13 protein-coding genes are annotated in these 14,509 nt (G+C 43.0%); 10 read left to right on the top strand and 3 right to left on the bottom strand.

What is annotated here, in order from left to right; translation table 11 throughout:
* The first annotated feature begins 26 nt into the window (after nucleotides 1-26).
* The 3 genes from BM192_RS06245 to BM192_RS06255 are packed head-to-tail and all read left to right on the top strand — an operon-like array spanning nucleotide 27 to nucleotide 2,567.
* Complete coding sequence (locus BM192_RS06245) at nucleotides 27-953, top strand: transporter (protein WP_037439948.1); 927 nt, start codon at nucleotides 27-29, stop codon at nucleotides 951-953.
* 12 nt (nucleotides 954-965) lie between these two features.
* Nucleotides 966-1,397: a hypothetical protein gene (locus tag BM192_RS06250; protein WP_037439999.1), complete on the top strand. Its 432-nt coding sequence runs from the start codon at nucleotides 966-968 to the stop codon at nucleotides 1,395-1,397.
* Nucleotides 1,398-1,442: 45 nt separating this feature from the next.
* On the top strand, nucleotides 1,443-2,567 hold the full coding sequence (locus BM192_RS06255) for a glycoside hydrolase family 130 protein (RefSeq protein WP_037439946.1): 1,125 nt from the start codon (nucleotides 1,443-1,445) through the stop codon (nucleotides 2,565-2,567).
* An 85-nt stretch (nucleotides 2,568-2,652) separates the two neighbouring features.
* On the opposite strand, the gene BM192_RS06260 is transcribed toward BM192_RS06255, so the two are convergent.
* Entirely contained in the window at nucleotides 2,653-3,066 is a 414-nt protein-coding gene (locus tag BM192_RS06260) for a cupin domain-containing protein (RefSeq protein ID WP_051759810.1), read from the bottom strand.
* A 166-nt stretch (nucleotides 3,067-3,232) separates the two neighbouring features.
* Between BM192_RS06260 and BM192_RS06265 the strand changes: the two genes are divergently transcribed.
* From BM192_RS06265 to BM192_RS06275, 3 genes are all read left to right on the top strand, one after another.
* Nucleotides 3,233-3,850: a Crp/Fnr family transcriptional regulator gene (locus BM192_RS06265; protein WP_051759795.1), complete on the top strand. Its 618-nt coding sequence runs from the start codon at nucleotides 3,233-3,235 to the stop codon at nucleotides 3,848-3,850.
* A 110-nt stretch (nucleotides 3,851-3,960) separates the two neighbouring features.
* Entirely contained in the window at nucleotides 3,961-4,890 is a 930-nt protein-coding gene (locus tag BM192_RS06270) for an NAD-dependent epimerase/dehydratase family protein (protein WP_037439945.1), read from the top strand.
* A gap of 151 nt (nucleotides 4,891-5,041) precedes the next feature.
* Nucleotides 5,042-5,503 (top strand): DsrE family protein, encoded by a 462-nt coding sequence (locus tag BM192_RS06275; protein WP_037439994.1) that lies wholly within the window; start codon nucleotides 5,042-5,044, stop codon nucleotides 5,501-5,503.
* 248 nt (nucleotides 5,504-5,751) lie between these two features.
* On the opposite strand, the gene BM192_RS06280 is transcribed toward BM192_RS06275, so the two are convergent.
* Nucleotides 5,752-6,285, bottom strand: a complete 534-nt coding sequence (locus BM192_RS06280; protein WP_037438090.1) for an OmpA family protein — start codon at nucleotides 6,283-6,285, stop codon at nucleotides 5,752-5,754.
* Between the two features lie 309 nt (nucleotides 6,286-6,594).
* On the opposite strand from BM192_RS06280, the gene BM192_RS06285 reads away from it, so the two are divergent.
* The 4 genes from BM192_RS06285 to BM192_RS06300 are packed head-to-tail and all read left to right on the top strand — an operon-like array spanning nucleotide 6,595 to nucleotide 13,946.
* Nucleotides 6,595-7,866, top strand: coding sequence for a Gfo/Idh/MocA family oxidoreductase (locus BM192_RS06285; RefSeq protein WP_037438088.1), 1,272 nt, complete (start codon nucleotides 6,595-6,597; stop codon nucleotides 7,864-7,866).
* Between the two features lie 37 nt (nucleotides 7,867-7,903).
* Nucleotides 7,904-11,335, top strand: a complete 3,432-nt coding sequence (locus BM192_RS06290; RefSeq protein WP_074963931.1) for a DUF1080 domain-containing protein — start codon at nucleotides 7,904-7,906, stop codon at nucleotides 11,333-11,335.
* Nucleotides 11,336-11,360: 25 nt separating this feature from the next.
* Nucleotides 11,361-12,851, top strand: a complete 1,491-nt coding sequence (locus BM192_RS06295) for a Gfo/Idh/MocA family protein (RefSeq protein ID WP_051759533.1) — start codon at nucleotides 11,361-11,363, stop codon at nucleotides 12,849-12,851.
* Nucleotides 12,852-12,863: 12 nt separating this feature from the next.
* Nucleotides 12,864-13,946, top strand: a complete 1,083-nt coding sequence (locus BM192_RS06300) for a Gfo/Idh/MocA family protein (RefSeq protein ID WP_037438087.1) — start codon at nucleotides 12,864-12,866, stop codon at nucleotides 13,944-13,946.
* Here BM192_RS06300 and BM192_RS20735 read toward each other — a convergent pair.
* Nucleotides 13,936-14,169: a hypothetical protein gene (locus tag BM192_RS20735; protein ID WP_139218411.1), complete on the bottom strand. Its 234-nt coding sequence runs from the start codon at nucleotides 14,167-14,169 to the stop codon at nucleotides 13,936-13,938. The genes BM192_RS06300 and BM192_RS20735 overlap by 11 nt on opposite strands.
* Between the last annotated feature and the right edge of the window lie 340 nt (nucleotides 14,170-14,509).

Raw genomic sequence — 14,509 nt, forward strand, 5'->3', positions numbered from 1 at the left:
GCCGCTTCCTGTAAAAAATATAGAATATGAAAAAGAAAATATGGATAAGCCTGTGTCTGTTGTTTCTGACAACAGCAACGGCCTTCGCCTGCGATATCTGCGGATGCGGAGTTGGCAGCTATTACCTGGGCATTTTACCAGAATACAACAAGCGGTTTATTGGGTTGAGATATCAGCATAAGTCCCTGACTACACATTTAGGTCCTTTTGGTGAGCGGACACCATTAACTTCTGAAGAGACTTATCAAAGTATGGAAGTCTGGGGCGGCTGGAATGTAGGAAGCAGGTTCAGAATCCTCGCATTTGTCCCTTATAATTTTAACAGGCGTGAAAGTCAGGCAGAGACCGGAAGTAAAAATGGTCTTGGAGACGTCGCCGTGATGGCTTATTATAAGTTGTTTGACCAGTCTGCAACGGTAGCCGGACGTTTACTTATCCAGTCTTTATGGATTGGTGGGGGGGTGAAAGCACCAACAGGTAAATATGAGCCTTCAGAAAGATTGGCCGTGGTGGAATCACCTAATAATTTTCAGCTGGGAACTGCAAGTACAGATTTTACTTTAAATGCAGCTTACGATATCCGGTATAATGATTTGGGTATGAATGCCAATGTGAATTATAAGATGAATACAGAAAATAAGTACGATTACCGTTACGGTAATAAATTTACCGGGAATGTTTTGGTATACTATAAATTCCGGGTGGCAGATGCACTTACCATTGCACCTAATGCCGGTGTACTTTATGAACGTGCAGCAAAAGATGTCGAAAATAAAAAGTACGACGTTGCTGTTTCCGGCGGATACTCCCTTTCCGCTGTTGCCGGTGTTGAAGTGGCAGCAAAGAAGATTTCCTTTGGTGCGAATTATCAGAATGTACGTGCTCAGGATTTAGCCGGTGGTCGTGTGAATGCCGGGAACAGAGTAATGGTTCATGTTTCTTTACCTTTTTAAATGATTATTATTATGCGAAATATATTACGTTTTAGTGCATTGACACTTATATGCATAGCCTGCCAGTCTGGTCAGGAGTATAAAACTTTCAGAACGGAAGTTTTGACTTATCATGATCAGGTGATGGTAGATAGTGAGAAAGCAATTTCCCGCAAAATGAAGCTTGACAAAATTTCCCGCCAGATGGATAGTCTGTTCAGTAAAAAAATAGTGCCGGACACCGTAAAAGAAAAGCGGCAGATTGGGCAGCTAATCGGGAAACTGAATAGCGTGGATGAGCAGATGATTGACTGGATGCATGACTTTAAGGCAGATATAGATGGGAAATCCAATGAAGAAGCTTCCGTTTATTTCAAAGCCGAAAAGCAGAAAATTATTGTGCTGGATTCTCTGTATAAAGCGGTGCTTTCTGAATCAGATGCTTATCTCTTAAAATACAAATGATAAATCATTATTTTGCAGTTCAAGAATCAGCTTAAACCATCCAGCATGAAAAAACTACTGACTATCTTTTGTCTTTTCCTTCTATTACAGCCCAGTGTCCGGGCGCAGGAACCATTAACGGATTTACCGGATTGGGCTATCGGTCCTTTTGTACGTCCGCAGGGAGTTAATCCTATTATTTCACCGGACGCTAAAACCAGGTTTTATGATCCGATGCAAAAGAAAAAGGTAGACTGGGAAAGTAATGATACGTTTAATCCTGCAGCAGCGGTAAAGGATGGAAAAGTATATGTGCTTTATCGGGCAGAGGATAAATCGGGAGTCGGTATCGGACACCGGACTTCGAGAATCGGGCTGGCGGAGAGTAAAGATGGAATCACCATGAAAAGAAGAAGTACCCCTGTATTTTACCCTCAAGCAGATGATCAGCGGGAGTTCGAATGGCCGGGCGGCTGTGAAGATCCACGTGTAGCGGTTACCGAAGACGGCACTTATGTAATGTTCTATACACAATGGAACAAAAAATTGCCAAGACTAGGTGCGGCGACTTCCAGAGATTTGGTGAATTGGGAAAAACACGGGCCAATTTTTCAAGACGCTTATAACGGTAAATTTCATGATATAGCTTCAAAATCTGCATCGATATTAACTACATTGAAAGATGGGAAACTGGTGATTACCAAACATCAGGGCAAATACTGGATGTACTGGGGAGAGAACCATGTCTATGCTGCGGTTTCAGAGAACCTCAAGGACTGGACTCCGGTTGTCAACGAAAGTGGCCAGCTTAAAGAGTTGGTTTCTCCGCGTAAAGGTTATTTCGACAGCCATCTCACAGAATGTGGCCCACCTGCAATTTTAACAGATAAAGGAATTGTATTACTCTATAACGGTAAGAACTTGTCTGGTGAGGACAGCGACCCGAACTATACGGCCAATTCTTATTGTGCCGGTCAGATGTTATTCAGTGCAGATGACCCTTCTGTTTTTGTAGAGAGGCTGGATCGTCCATTCTTTGTGCCGACAGAATCTTTTGAGAAAAGCGGACAATATCCGGCTGGTACTGTGTTTATTGAAGGTTTGGTCTATCATCAGGATAAGTGGTTGCTGTATTACGGATGTGCAGATTCCAGAGTTGCCGTCGCCATAGCTGATGGTGAACAAAAATAAAACGAAAGACCGGTCTCTGTAAGAGACCGGTCTTTCATTTTATTTATAGATCGGATTCAGAAATCCGGGTTGAAGTCAGCCAATATCAGTAGTCTGCTATAAAATGATTTTCTGCATTCGCTGCGAGTGGAATATACAGTCTTTCCCAAGTCTCCCCTTTAATTAGCTCCCAGGTGTGACCCTGGCCTGTGGTATCTTCCGCAATGAGGATTATGCCAGGCTCTATGAGGAAGGCCTTGCCGTTGGTTACTTTGAATTCCAGAGAGCCCTTTAACGTTACTACATACTGTCTCCTTGGTGCAGGGTGAGCAGCTTTTTCATATTTATCGACGTGATTCTGAACCCAGAATGTAGTCACATCCATCGGTGTGACCGTCGGAATTTTACCAATTTCAAAATCGCATCCGCCATCAGGAGTATTATACAATCTGACAGCTTTAATGTATTTCATTTCGTCATTCACATCATTATGACTTTTCTTAGATTCTAACTGATTCATTTTTCCGGTTAGTATGGTGTACAACGCTGTTGTTGGCTTCGACAACAAGTCTTACCTCTTTATTAAATTCATGAGCAAATGTAGGCGTTACTATAAAATGGTGGGAAAGAAATATGTTTTGTGGTCTTCAGATGTTATTTTAGCATAAACCTCAAACAATCACCGGATGAAGTATCATCAATCTGTTTCTGTAAATGAACTGAAAGCCTTTCGTCAGGGAATAGTTCCTTATGTTAATTTTACTGATAAAGAATGGGAGGCGGCTATTCCTTTTTTGAGTAGCTGTACGATTAAAAAGAAAGATCATTTTGCCGTAAACGGGGAAGTGTGCGAACACTTTGGTTTTATTGTTGGAGGCTCCGTGCGGTTTTACCACCTTAAAGAGGGAACAGAGATCACCGGATATTTTTGTTTTGAAAATGAATTTGTAAGTTCCTATAAAAGTTATCTGACGCAGCAGCCCGGTATTACTTATATACAGGCGCTGGAAGAAACGCAGTTGGTACTGATCTCTTACCAAAATATGCAGCTTATGCTGGAAAACCCGTTACTGGGCTGTAAAATGGAACGCTTCGGTCGTCTGGTCGCAGAGCATTACCTTTGCTGTTACGAAGACCGCGTCACATCATTTATTCTGCAAACGCCGGAGGAACGATATCTGCAAATGTTGGAAACAAACGGATCTGTTTTACTTCGAATTCCGCAGCACTATATTGCAAACTTTCTTGGAATTACGCCAGTATCGCTTTCCCGTATCAGAAGACGTACCTTAATGCATGCCTGATTCCGCAGGAGGTTTCTAAGAGACCTAAAAATTTTAAACCCATATCTTTTGTTAACGTTTACTATGGGTCTGCCACTGTAATTTTGTCTCAGACATTAAATGAAAAAGACATGAATACAATATTAGGTGCCGGCGGACCATCGGCAAATGCATTAACCAGAGAACTGCTGGCACATGGTGAGAATATTCGGCTGGTAAGCAGAAGACCTTCCAAATTTACAGATGAAAAAATAGAATGGAAGAAAGCGGATCTGTTGGATTATAAACAGCTGCTAAAGGCTTGCCAGGGTAGTACTGTTATCTATATGTGCGCCGGCCTGGTTTATGATTCAGGTATCTGGGAACAGCAGTGGCCGGTTATTATGCAAAACCTGATACAAGTTACTCAGCAAGCCGGCGCCAGGCTTATCTTCTTCGATAATGTTTATATGTATGGCTTGGTTAAAGGGCCGATGCTGGAAACGACGCCCTATAACCCCTTAAGTAAGAAGGGAGAAGTCAGGGCAAAGATTGCAACTCAGCTGATGGAGGAAGTTAAAACGGGAAATATACAGGCGACGATTGTCCGGGCCGCTGATTTTTATGGGACAGATTCAATGAATAGTTTTCTGGATATGATGGTTTTGAATAAATATGCAGCCGGACAGCGTGCGCAGTGGATTGGTGACCCCAAGGTTTTACATAATTTCACTTTTATTCCCGATACCGGAAAAGCAATGTATTTGCTGGGCAAAAATCCGGAATCTGGTAATCAGATCTGGCATCTGCCAACTGCAGCTCCTTTAACCGGTAATGAATTTATCGAGCTGGCCGCAGAGATTTACAATGTGCAGCCCCGCGCTTTTAACATTAACAAGTTTCTGCTGCGGCTGGCCGGATTATTTGAAAAGACTGCAGCTGGAACAGTAGAGTTGTATTATCAGTATGACCATGATTATAACCTGGATTCGTCGAAATTCGAAAAGGCTTTTGATTTTAGGCCGACAACTTATCGTAATGGTGTCAGGCTGATGTCAGAGACTTTATATCCCAAAAAATAATGTCTCATCTTTGTGATGTATACAAAGCCCATATTTGATTTGAGTATCAAACTTATTAATGCGCCTTGTGGCCCCTATGCGAATGAATTTTTCTGAAAAACAACATAAATACGGTCCATGCGGGCCGATAGCAAATCTAAAAAAAAACAAAATGAGAAAACTGACATGGGTATATGTGTGCTGCCTGCTAGTATGTACTGGCTTTTCCTTTAATAGTTCTGCGCAGCAGGTAACCGGACAGTTTACCGGAGCCAAAGCGAACCTAAAACATTATAAGGCGCTTTATGTGCTGAACAGTGGTGAAGACAAAAAGATAACCGGAACACTAAGAAATATTAAAAATGCACTGGAAGATCCCAGGCTCAAGGGGAAATTAGAAGTGGAGCTTATTGTATTTGGTGATGGGGTTGCAGTTTATAACAAAGAAAACGCCTATGAGAAAACGCTGCTGGATCTGAAAGGCAGAGGAGTTATTCTCGCCCAGTGTGAAAATACAATTAAAGAGCGAAAGATAGCAAAAGAAGAACTTTTCGATTTTATCAGTTATGTACCCAGCGGTAACGGCGAAATCATTATCAGGCATTACGATGGCTGGGCAATTGTACATCCATAAACTAAGAGTTAATGCTAGTCTTGTGTTAGTGATGCTCTGCGTTTGTTCCAATTTCCTTCATACTTCCTTCATTGTTTGTTCATTGTTTCTTCAATCAGGAACGAAGGAACATTGGACCATATTTAAACAGAAAACGAATAATAGCTGAACAGAACTTTCTTTAAACTATACCATTCGGGCAAAAATCAGGTTATAAAAAAAAGGGAACAGTTGTTCAACTGTTCCCTTTTTTTTATAACCTGATTTTTTTATTGTGCAGGCTTAATCTCTACTCTTCTGTTCAGTGCTCTTCCTGTTTCGGTATCATTACTAGTTGCCGGTTGTGACGCCCCAAATCCTTTGATCGTGAAATTCGCAGCGTTGAGTCCAGCGTTAACCAGGTAAGATTTTACAGCATTCGCACGATCTACCGAAAGTGACATATTATGTTCTACTGAACCTTCTGCAGAGGAGTGTCCGTTAATGACAAACTTAGCATCTGGTGATTTCTTCATTTCTGCAGCAGTCTGGTCAAGCAGGGAAAAAGAATCTGTTTTCAATACAGCAGAATTAAATTCAAAATGTACACCACTGAAACTGAAATTCGGTTTCGCTTCTTCAGCAGGTTTTTCCTGCACAGGTTCCTGTTTAACTGGAGCCTCTTCTTTTACCGGCGCGGGTTCTTGTTTAACACGCTCCATAGGCGCTGGTTTTGCAGCTATCTTTTTAGTCTTGCAAGAATAGAAAGACAGGGAGATTAATACAGCCAGAACAGGGATCAGAATTGATTTAATAGATTTCATTTGTTTGATATTATTTTAAGTGATTATTTCTTTGCTTAATATTAATTACTAGACATAACGCCTTTAACCGGATAATGGTATGGTGGATCTGGCAGTCTATTGTGGTTTGAAAACCGAAATTAACATAAATGTATCAAATAAGAAGAACCCATTTGTTTGTATTTGTAAATAAACAGGTTGTGATTTTTAATCCAATAATCTTATATTCATGGAATAATAATTAACCAATTATTCACCTAACCAAATAAAACCGTAGCTAAAGCCCGAAAGGATCCCCCTAGATCCAGCTTTAAACTAATTAAACAAAATATGAAACCAAATCAACCCAACTCAAGAAGAGACTTTATCAAAAAGACTGCGGTAGGAGCGGCTGCTTTTACCATTGTTCCGCGGTATGTTCTTGGTGGAAATGGGTTTATCGCGCCCAGCGATAAACTAACCAAAGCTGTAATAGGCGTAGGGGGAATGGGCCGGAATCACTTTCCATATGACGGGACACAGGTAGTGGCCATCTGCGACGTGGATAAAAGGCACATCGATAAGGCGTTGCCTATGCTCGATAAGGGAGTTAAAACTTTTAGTGATTACAGGGAACTCATCCGGTTACCGGAAGTTGATATTGTCCATATTGCAACCCCGCCACACTGGCACGGGATTATGGCGGTAGATGCGGCGAATGCCGGAAAGGATATCTGGTGCGAAAAACCAATGACACATACGATTGGAGAGGGGAAAAGGGTAATGGAGGCTGTACAGCAGCATGGCCGGATTTTTAGATTAAATACCTGGTTTAGATTTGAGGATACCTTTTATGGGATGGGTACCCCGGTTAAACCGATTAAAAAATTGGTCGACAGCGGTATGTTGGGCTGGCCTTTAAAAGTTACTGTGAGTCGGCATACAGGTTTTGACTGGAAATTCTATTGGGTTGGAAGAGATAATCTTCCTCCTGAACCAGTACCTGCAGAACTTGACTATAATTCATGGCTTGGACCAGCACCTTATAAACCATACAGTACACATAGAGTACACCAGACTTTTCGCGGATATTGGGATTATGATGGTGGCGGACTAAGCGATATGGGCCAGCATTATCTGGACCCTATTCAATATTTTCTTGGGAAAGATGATACAAATCCGGTTTCTGTAGAGATTGATGCTCCTCAGCAACATACAGATGCTGTTGGAATCTGGAGAAGAATTACTTATACCTACGCTGATGGTTGCCAGATCATTCTCGATGGAGAAGGTAAAGATGTTAATTCGGCTTATATAGAAGGCCCGAATGGTAAATTATATCCAGGTTTTAAATCGGATATCCCGGATCTGGAGCGTAAACTCGCCGCTTTTCCTGATCCGGAAGAACAGGTCACTCATTTCTCGACCGCCGTTCGTAACAGACAGAAATTTGCATTGAATGAGCAAAATGGACATAGATCATGTAATATTATCAATATAGGGTTAGCTGCTTTAAGGCTGGGCCGATCATTAAAATTTGATCCCGTAAAACAGGAGTTCGTTGATGACGAAGGTGCGAACAGGTTAATCAACCCTGTCATGCGTGCTCCTTTTACCATCTGATCCGGTCTGAATCCTTAACCTTTTATTGAAAAAAAACATGATAAGAAATAAATATTTTATCCTGGCAGCTGCACTATTGCTTTTGAATCCGGCAATGCAGGTAAAAGCCCAGGGCGATCAGCGTACGCAATCTACCCGGATCGCAGATTTGTTAACACAATTACCTGCAAATGATGCAAAGCTTCTTGCAGCAAATATGAATGATATCTTACAGCTCGGAGATGTTGGGCTGGCTGCATTAATTATGGGTTTGAAAGCTCCCGGTGCAGGAAATAATGCTTTAATAGAGTATGCTGCCGGTGGTTTTGCTGCTTTCGCAAGCAGTGGTAAGCAAGAAAATGCGAGGAAAATGAGTGTCGCAGCGTTTACGAACGCAATAGGCAATTTACAAGACAAGCAGAATAAATCCTTTTTATTCAGCCAGCTTGATCTCGTAGCAAAAAATGATGCTATCGCAATTTTAACGCCTTATTTAACAGATCAGGATTTGGCAGATCCAGCGGCACGTGCGTTGGTTAAGATTCAATCTGCTGAAGCCGACCAGGCTTTATTAACCGCGCTTGCGTCTTCGACTGGTCAGCCCAGATTAGCGGTGATAAATGCTTTGGGCGACCGTAAAGTTAAGGGTGCAGTTGCTGAAATTTCAAAATCTGCTGCAGATCAAGACAGCCAGCTGAAAAAGATGAGTCTGCTTGCATTGGCCCGTATCGGTGACCTTTCCAGTGAAACTGTTTTATTGGATGCTGCGAAACAAGCCCAGTTTGTATCTGAAGATAGTTACGCTGTTTCATCTTTATTAATTTATGCAACTAACCTTGCCCGGAGCGGAAATGGAAAAGCTGCTGCTGGTTTAGTGAAGAAAATAGACGGAGCTGCACAAAAAGCTGGTTTAATAGACCTTAGGACCGCTGCTTTGGCTATCAGAATCATCGCAGAGCCTGAGCAGAAAACAGAAATCTTACAAAAGGCTCTGAAAGAAAAGGATGCACAGTACCGTGGTGCCGTGATAGAGTTGGCTATGAATGATAAAAATGCTGCTGATATGCAGTCATGGGTTAAACAATTCGATAAATACGATGCCGCCAGGCAGACTGAATTGCTGACTTTATTTGCCAGCGGAAAAAATGCAGATGCATTGCCGGTGGTTTTGAAAGCGATTAATAGTAAGGATCAGCAATTGAGAAATAGAGCTATACAAACGGCAGCTATTGTGGGACAACAAAATGCCGTTCCTGCGCTGCTTGATGCACTACCGGGAAAAGATGCACAGGAGACGGATGCCATTGTCGCAGCATTAAACAAAATCAAGGGTGAACAGTTGATTAATGATATTGCTGCTTACATCCCTAAAGCAAAACCTGAAGTACAGATTCCTTTACTCAAAGTTCTGGCTTTAAGGAGAGCTAATTCGCAGGTGAACAATATACAGTCGCTGATGGGAAGTAGCAATCCTGATGTGAAGACTGCCGCCTACGCAACGCTGAATGCAACGGTTAATTCTGGAAATCTTCCTGCTTTATTTGCAATGTTGAAAGCCAGTCACAGTCCGCAGGAACTGGAAAGTGTGCGTGATGGTATTATTGCCGCATTAAAAGGTAACGTGCAGGGGGAGCAGCAAACAGATCAGATTTTGACTGAAATGAATTCAGCACCAGCTGACAGAAAAGCTCTTTATTATAATATTTTATCAAGTGTTGGCGGTCAGAAAGCGCTTGCAGCAGTGAAGCAGGACTATACTTCGGGTACTCCGGATCAGCAAAAAGCTGCCCTGAATGCACTAGCTGGCTGGTCTGATCAGGGGGCAATGACAGAACTGATTAAAATCGCAGCTGCAAATAAAGACGAATCTGTTAATCAGACCGCGATCGGCGGATACCTCAGGTTGATAGGTGTTTTGGATGTAACGCCGGAACAAAAATTATTACTCGTCCGTGAGGGAATGGCTGTAGCGGTTAAGCCTGAACAAAAACAGCAATTCCTCAGACAACTAGGCTCTGCCAAAACATTTAATGCATTGGTCTTTGCTGGAAAGTACCTGGACGATCCTGCACTACAGCAGGCAGCTGCACAAGCGATTATGAATATTGCTATCGCAGACAAAAGTCTCAACGGTTCTATTGTTCGTAATCTGATAGAAAAAACGATGGGACTTTTAACAGGGGGCGATAGTGATTATGAAAAAGAAGGTTTGCGCAAATTATTGGCTGAAATGCCAGCTGGGGAAGGTTTCGTAACTATGTTCAATGGGACAGATCTGACCGGATGGCAAGGGCTGGTTGAAAATCCGGTTAAACGTGCACAAATGAATGCGAAGACTTTAGCGGCAGCACAGCAGAAGGCCAATATAGCGATGTTGGATAGCTGGAAGGTTAAAGACGGAGAGATTCAGTTCACAGCTCATGGAGAAAACCTGGCGACTGTAAAAAAATATGGTGATTTCGAAATGCTGGTAGACTGGAAAATTATTGATGATGGTAAACAGAAAGGTGATGCCGGAATTTATCTGCGGGGTTCCCCTCAGGTGCAGATCTGGGATAATTCTATGACTAATGTGGGTGCACAGGTTGGTTCAGGTGGCCTTTACAATAATCAGGTTAATGAAAGTATACCCTTAAAAATAGCAGACAATAAACTGGACGAATGGAATACTTTCCGCATCATTATGAAAGGTGACCGTGTAACTGTATATCTGAATGGGGTACTCGTAACTGATAATGTAATTCTGGAAAACTACTGGGACAGAAGCATGGCCATCTTTGCAGAGGAACAGATTGAACTGCAGGCACATGGATCTCCGATAGCTTATCGTGATTTATATATCCGGGAAATCCCGAGACCTCAGCCGTTTGTATTAAGTGCAAATGAGAAAAAGGAAGGCTTTAAAGTTCTTTTTGACGGAACCAACATGCATGAGTGGCAGGGAAATACCACGGATTATATTATTGAAAATGGCAATCTGGCCATTCGCACAGTTCCTGGAAAAGGGTCTGGCGGAAACCTGTTCACTAAAAAGGAGTATGGTGATTTTATCTTCCGTTTTGAGTTTAAACTGACTCCCGGTGCGAATAATGGTTTGGGAATCCGTGCTCCTTTAACTGGTGATGCTGCGTATGAAGGAATGGAGCTGCAGATTCTTGATGATGATGCGCCCATCTATAAAGAGCTGGAGAAATATCAATACCATGGTTCTGTATATGGTACGCTGGCTGCGAACCGTGGCGCTTTGAAGCCAGTCGGAGAATGGAACTACGAAGAAGTGGTTGTTAAGGGGGCGAAGATCAAAGTAATTCTGAACGGAACTGTAATTCTTGATGGTGATTTGACGGAGGCACGTAAAAATGGGGCCGCCGACGGTAAGCCACACCCTGGTTTATCCAGGGATAAGGGTTATATCGGATTCCTGGGACATGGTTCTCCGGTAGACTTCCGGAATATCAGGATAAAAGACCTGAGCAAAGCAAAAAAATAATCCGTCCAGCATTAATTTTTTATTCATGAGTACTGAAACTAATCAACTTCCTGAAGAAAAGATCGTGGACAGAAAGTCCATCGACAGCAATGACAATTCAAGAAGGAATTTTATAAAAACAACAGCATTGGCTGCAGCAGGATTTATGATCCTGCCGCGCCATGTTCTGGGTGGTAAAGGCTTTCTGGCACCCAGCGATCGTTTATTGGTTGCCGGAGTCGGCGTAGGCGGAAAGGGAGAATCCAATCTGAATAATATCCATAATGGCGGTAAATCTGAAATTGCATTTCTATGTGATGTCGATAGGCGCAGAGCCTCCAATTCGGTGAAAAAGTATCCTCGGGCAAAATATTATGAGGATTACCGGGAGATGTTAGATAAAGAGAGTAAAAACATTGATGGGGTAGTCGTATCTACGCCCGATCACAATCATGCAATGATCACAATGGCGGCTATGCAGTTAGGTAAAGCTGTTTATGTGGAGAAGCCTTTATCACATGATATTTATGAGGCTCGAAAAATGACAGAGGCTGCACAAAGATATCAGGTAGTTACGCAAATGGGTAATCAGGGTTCTTCCGGCGATGGTGTGCGGCAACTGCAGGAATGGTGCGATGCGGGCGTAATTGGTAAAGTCCATACAGTTTATTGCTGGACGGACAGGCCACTCTGGCCACAGGGTATTACCTGGCCTTCGATTAATGGTGAAATTCCGAAGGAACTCAATTGGGATCTCTGGCTTGGCAGCGCGCCATATAAACCCTTCATTGATAAACTTGTTCCTTTTAACTGGAGAGGCTGGTGGGACTACGGGACCGGTGCGATAGGCGATATGGGCTGCCATTTGGTCGAACCTCCTTTCCGCGTACTTGGGCTTGATACGCCATTGGATGTGCAGTGCAGCGTTGGCAGTATCTATGAAGATGAGTTCAAGCGCGGATATTATCCGGACAGCTGTCCTCCTTCAAGTCATATCATAATGACTTTCAAGAAAACAAATAAGACTAAAGGCGATTTGAGGTTACACTGGATGGATGGTGGCATTAAGCCGGGCCGGCCGGAGGAGCTGGGCGCGAATGAACCTTTTGGTGCAAATGGTGTTTTGTTTGAGGGCACAAAAGGAAAAATGATGTGTGACGTGTATGGTTCAAATCCACGTTTACTGCCTCTTTCACGCAACCAACAGGTGCATACTAAACAGAAGATCGAGCGGGTAAACGGTGGTGTCGAAGGACATTACTGGCAATGGGCGGAGGCAGCTATAGCTGGATATGGAAAAATCAGGCTGAGTTCTCCTTTTGAAATTGCAGGTCCGCTGACAGAGACTTTATTAATTGCAAATCTGGCTATTCGGGGAACCGATGTAAGAACGGCGAGAGCAGGTGGCGGTTTTGAGTACCCTGGAAGAGATATTAAAATGATCTGGGATAAAGAGCAGCTGAAAGTTACCAATTTTGATGCCGTAAATGCTTATATAAAAAGAGAATACCGTCAAGGCTGGAGCCTTGGTACTTAAAAAATAACCGTCATGGAAACAGGAAACAAAAACCTGAGAGTACTGGTCGTGGGATGTGGTAACATGGGCTCTTCCCATGCTGCCGCCTACCATCATCTGGATGGATTTGAAATCTGCGGACTGGTCTCGAAAGGGGATAGTAAAAGAAAATTAAATGATAAGCTCGGGGCTGATTACCCCTTGTTTGATGATTTTGAGGATGCAATTCAAACCTCCCGGCCTGATGCAGTCTGTATCTCCACTTATCCAGACACTCACGAGGCATTTGCGATCAGGGCGATGGAAAGTGGTTGTCATGTATTCATAGAGAAACCACTTGCCGATTCGGTCGCTGGTGCACAGCGGGTTGCTGCTGCTGCTAAGAAGTATCAAAAGAAACTACTCGTGGGCTATATACTCCGCTATCATCCTTCCTGGCAGAAGTTTATTGAGCTTGCCAGAGGGTTGGGTAAACCGTTGGTCATGCGGATGAATCTAAACCAGCAAAGCCAGGCTGAAAAATGGGCCGTGCATCAGAACCTGCTTAAAAGCTTAAGCCCTATTGTTGATTGCGGAGTTCATTATCTGGATGTTATGTGTCAGATGACCCGTTCCAGGCCGATTGAAGTAAGCGCTATCGGGGCGAGACTTTCAGATGTTATTGCGGCCGGTAATTATAATTACGGACAGCTGCAGATCAGGTTTGAAGATGGTTCTGTGGGATGGTATGAATCTGGCTGGGGACCGATGATGAGTGATACGGCATTCTTTATCAAAGATGTAATTGGTCCGCAGGGCGCAGTTTCCATCGTTGCACGGGAAGCTGCGGCATCCGGTAATTCAGATAATATAGATTCGCATACCCGTACCGAATCTATTAAAGTTCACCATGCAGAATTAGATGCTGCCGGACACTTTGCAAAGCCCGATACCTGGATAGATATGCGTGATGAACCCGGTCACCAGGAGTTGTGCAACAGGGAGCAACGGGCATTTTTAAAAGCCATTATTGAAGATGTAGATCTTCAGGAGGCAACAGAAGAAGCAGTAAACAGCCTGAGGATTGCATTTGCATGTGATGAATCTGTACGGAAGGGAGAGCGGGTTAAACTCTGAAGTGTTGGCCAGCCTCTTTTCTTTCCTGAAGATGTTCCTGCTGGGGGCTGCTCATCGACTTGCTCAGACGAATCTGAAGGTAGAACATCATGGATGACATGGTTATTGCTGCTGTAGCTAACCAAGTATTTTCCAGTAAATAGGAGGCGATAACCAGTACGATATTGACCGTAAATAGCCATAGGCTGATTCCAGCCGCGGAGTGAATCGGGAATTTTTTCATAAATACTTTATCAGGCGTAAAAAATTGATTTCCTACAGCCCCAAACCAATTGTTGGCTTGGGGCTCAGCTGATAAAGTCCTTACAGGTTGTGCGTGAGAAATAACCAAAGTGGTAATGAACGGCCACACGTTTAGCATACATCATAAATGTTGTCTCCATCTCCCTGGAAAGGGAAACTTCATACCTGAAAAGGTCCGTTCTATGCTTTTTTTGGTTAGTCATAATCGCTTTGTTCCTTGAACAGCCTCAGGGAGACTGAAGGGTTAGCTTATACTAATTTCTAAATTTTATTCATATAAACAAATTATAAAATCCTTATCTGCTGATAATCAGTATCGC

Source organism: Pedobacter antarcticus (genome assembly GCF_900112985.1).
In the GTDB taxonomy this organism is placed as follows: domain Bacteria; phylum Bacteroidota; class Bacteroidia; order Sphingobacteriales; family Sphingobacteriaceae; genus Pedobacter; species Pedobacter antarcticus.

Excerpts from the sequence above, each read along its gene's own strand:
- BM192_RS06255 (WP_037439946.1), top strand. The coding sequence starts at position 1,443 with ATGAAAAAACTACTGACTATCTTTTGTCTTTTCCTTCTATTACAGCCC.
- BM192_RS06280 (WP_037438090.1), bottom strand. The coding sequence starts at position 6,285 with ATGAAATCTATTAAATCAATTCTGATCCCTGTTCTGGCTGTATTAATC.
- BM192_RS06260 (WP_051759810.1), bottom strand. The coding sequence starts at position 3,066 with ATGAATCAGTTAGAATCTAAGAAAAGTCATAATGATGTGAATGACGAA.
- BM192_RS06270 (WP_037439945.1), top strand. The coding sequence starts at position 3,961 with ATGAATACAATATTAGGTGCCGGCGGACCATCGGCAAATGCATTAACC.
- BM192_RS06250 (WP_037439999.1), top strand. The coding sequence starts at position 966 with ATGCGAAATATATTACGTTTTAGTGCATTGACACTTATATGCATAGCC.
- BM192_RS20735 (WP_139218411.1), bottom strand. The coding sequence starts at position 14,169 with ATGAAAAAATTCCCGATTCACTCCGCGGCTGGAATCAGCCTATGGCTA.
- BM192_RS06290 (WP_074963931.1), top strand. The coding sequence starts at position 7,904 with ATGATAAGAAATAAATATTTTATCCTGGCAGCTGCACTATTGCTTTTG.
- BM192_RS06300 (WP_037438087.1), top strand. The coding sequence starts at position 12,864 with ATGGAAACAGGAAACAAAAACCTGAGAGTACTGGTCGTGGGATGTGGT.
- BM192_RS06275 (WP_037439994.1), top strand. The coding sequence starts at position 5,042 with ATGAGAAAACTGACATGGGTATATGTGTGCTGCCTGCTAGTATGTACT.
- BM192_RS06245 (WP_037439948.1), top strand. The coding sequence starts at position 27 with ATGAAAAAGAAAATATGGATAAGCCTGTGTCTGTTGTTTCTGACAACA.
- BM192_RS06295 (WP_051759533.1), top strand. The coding sequence starts at position 11,361 with ATGAGTACTGAAACTAATCAACTTCCTGAAGAAAAGATCGTGGACAGA.
- BM192_RS06285 (WP_037438088.1), top strand. The coding sequence starts at position 6,595 with ATGAAACCAAATCAACCCAACTCAAGAAGAGACTTTATCAAAAAGACT.
- BM192_RS06265 (WP_051759795.1), top strand. The coding sequence starts at position 3,233 with ATGAAGTATCATCAATCTGTTTCTGTAAATGAACTGAAAGCCTTTCGT.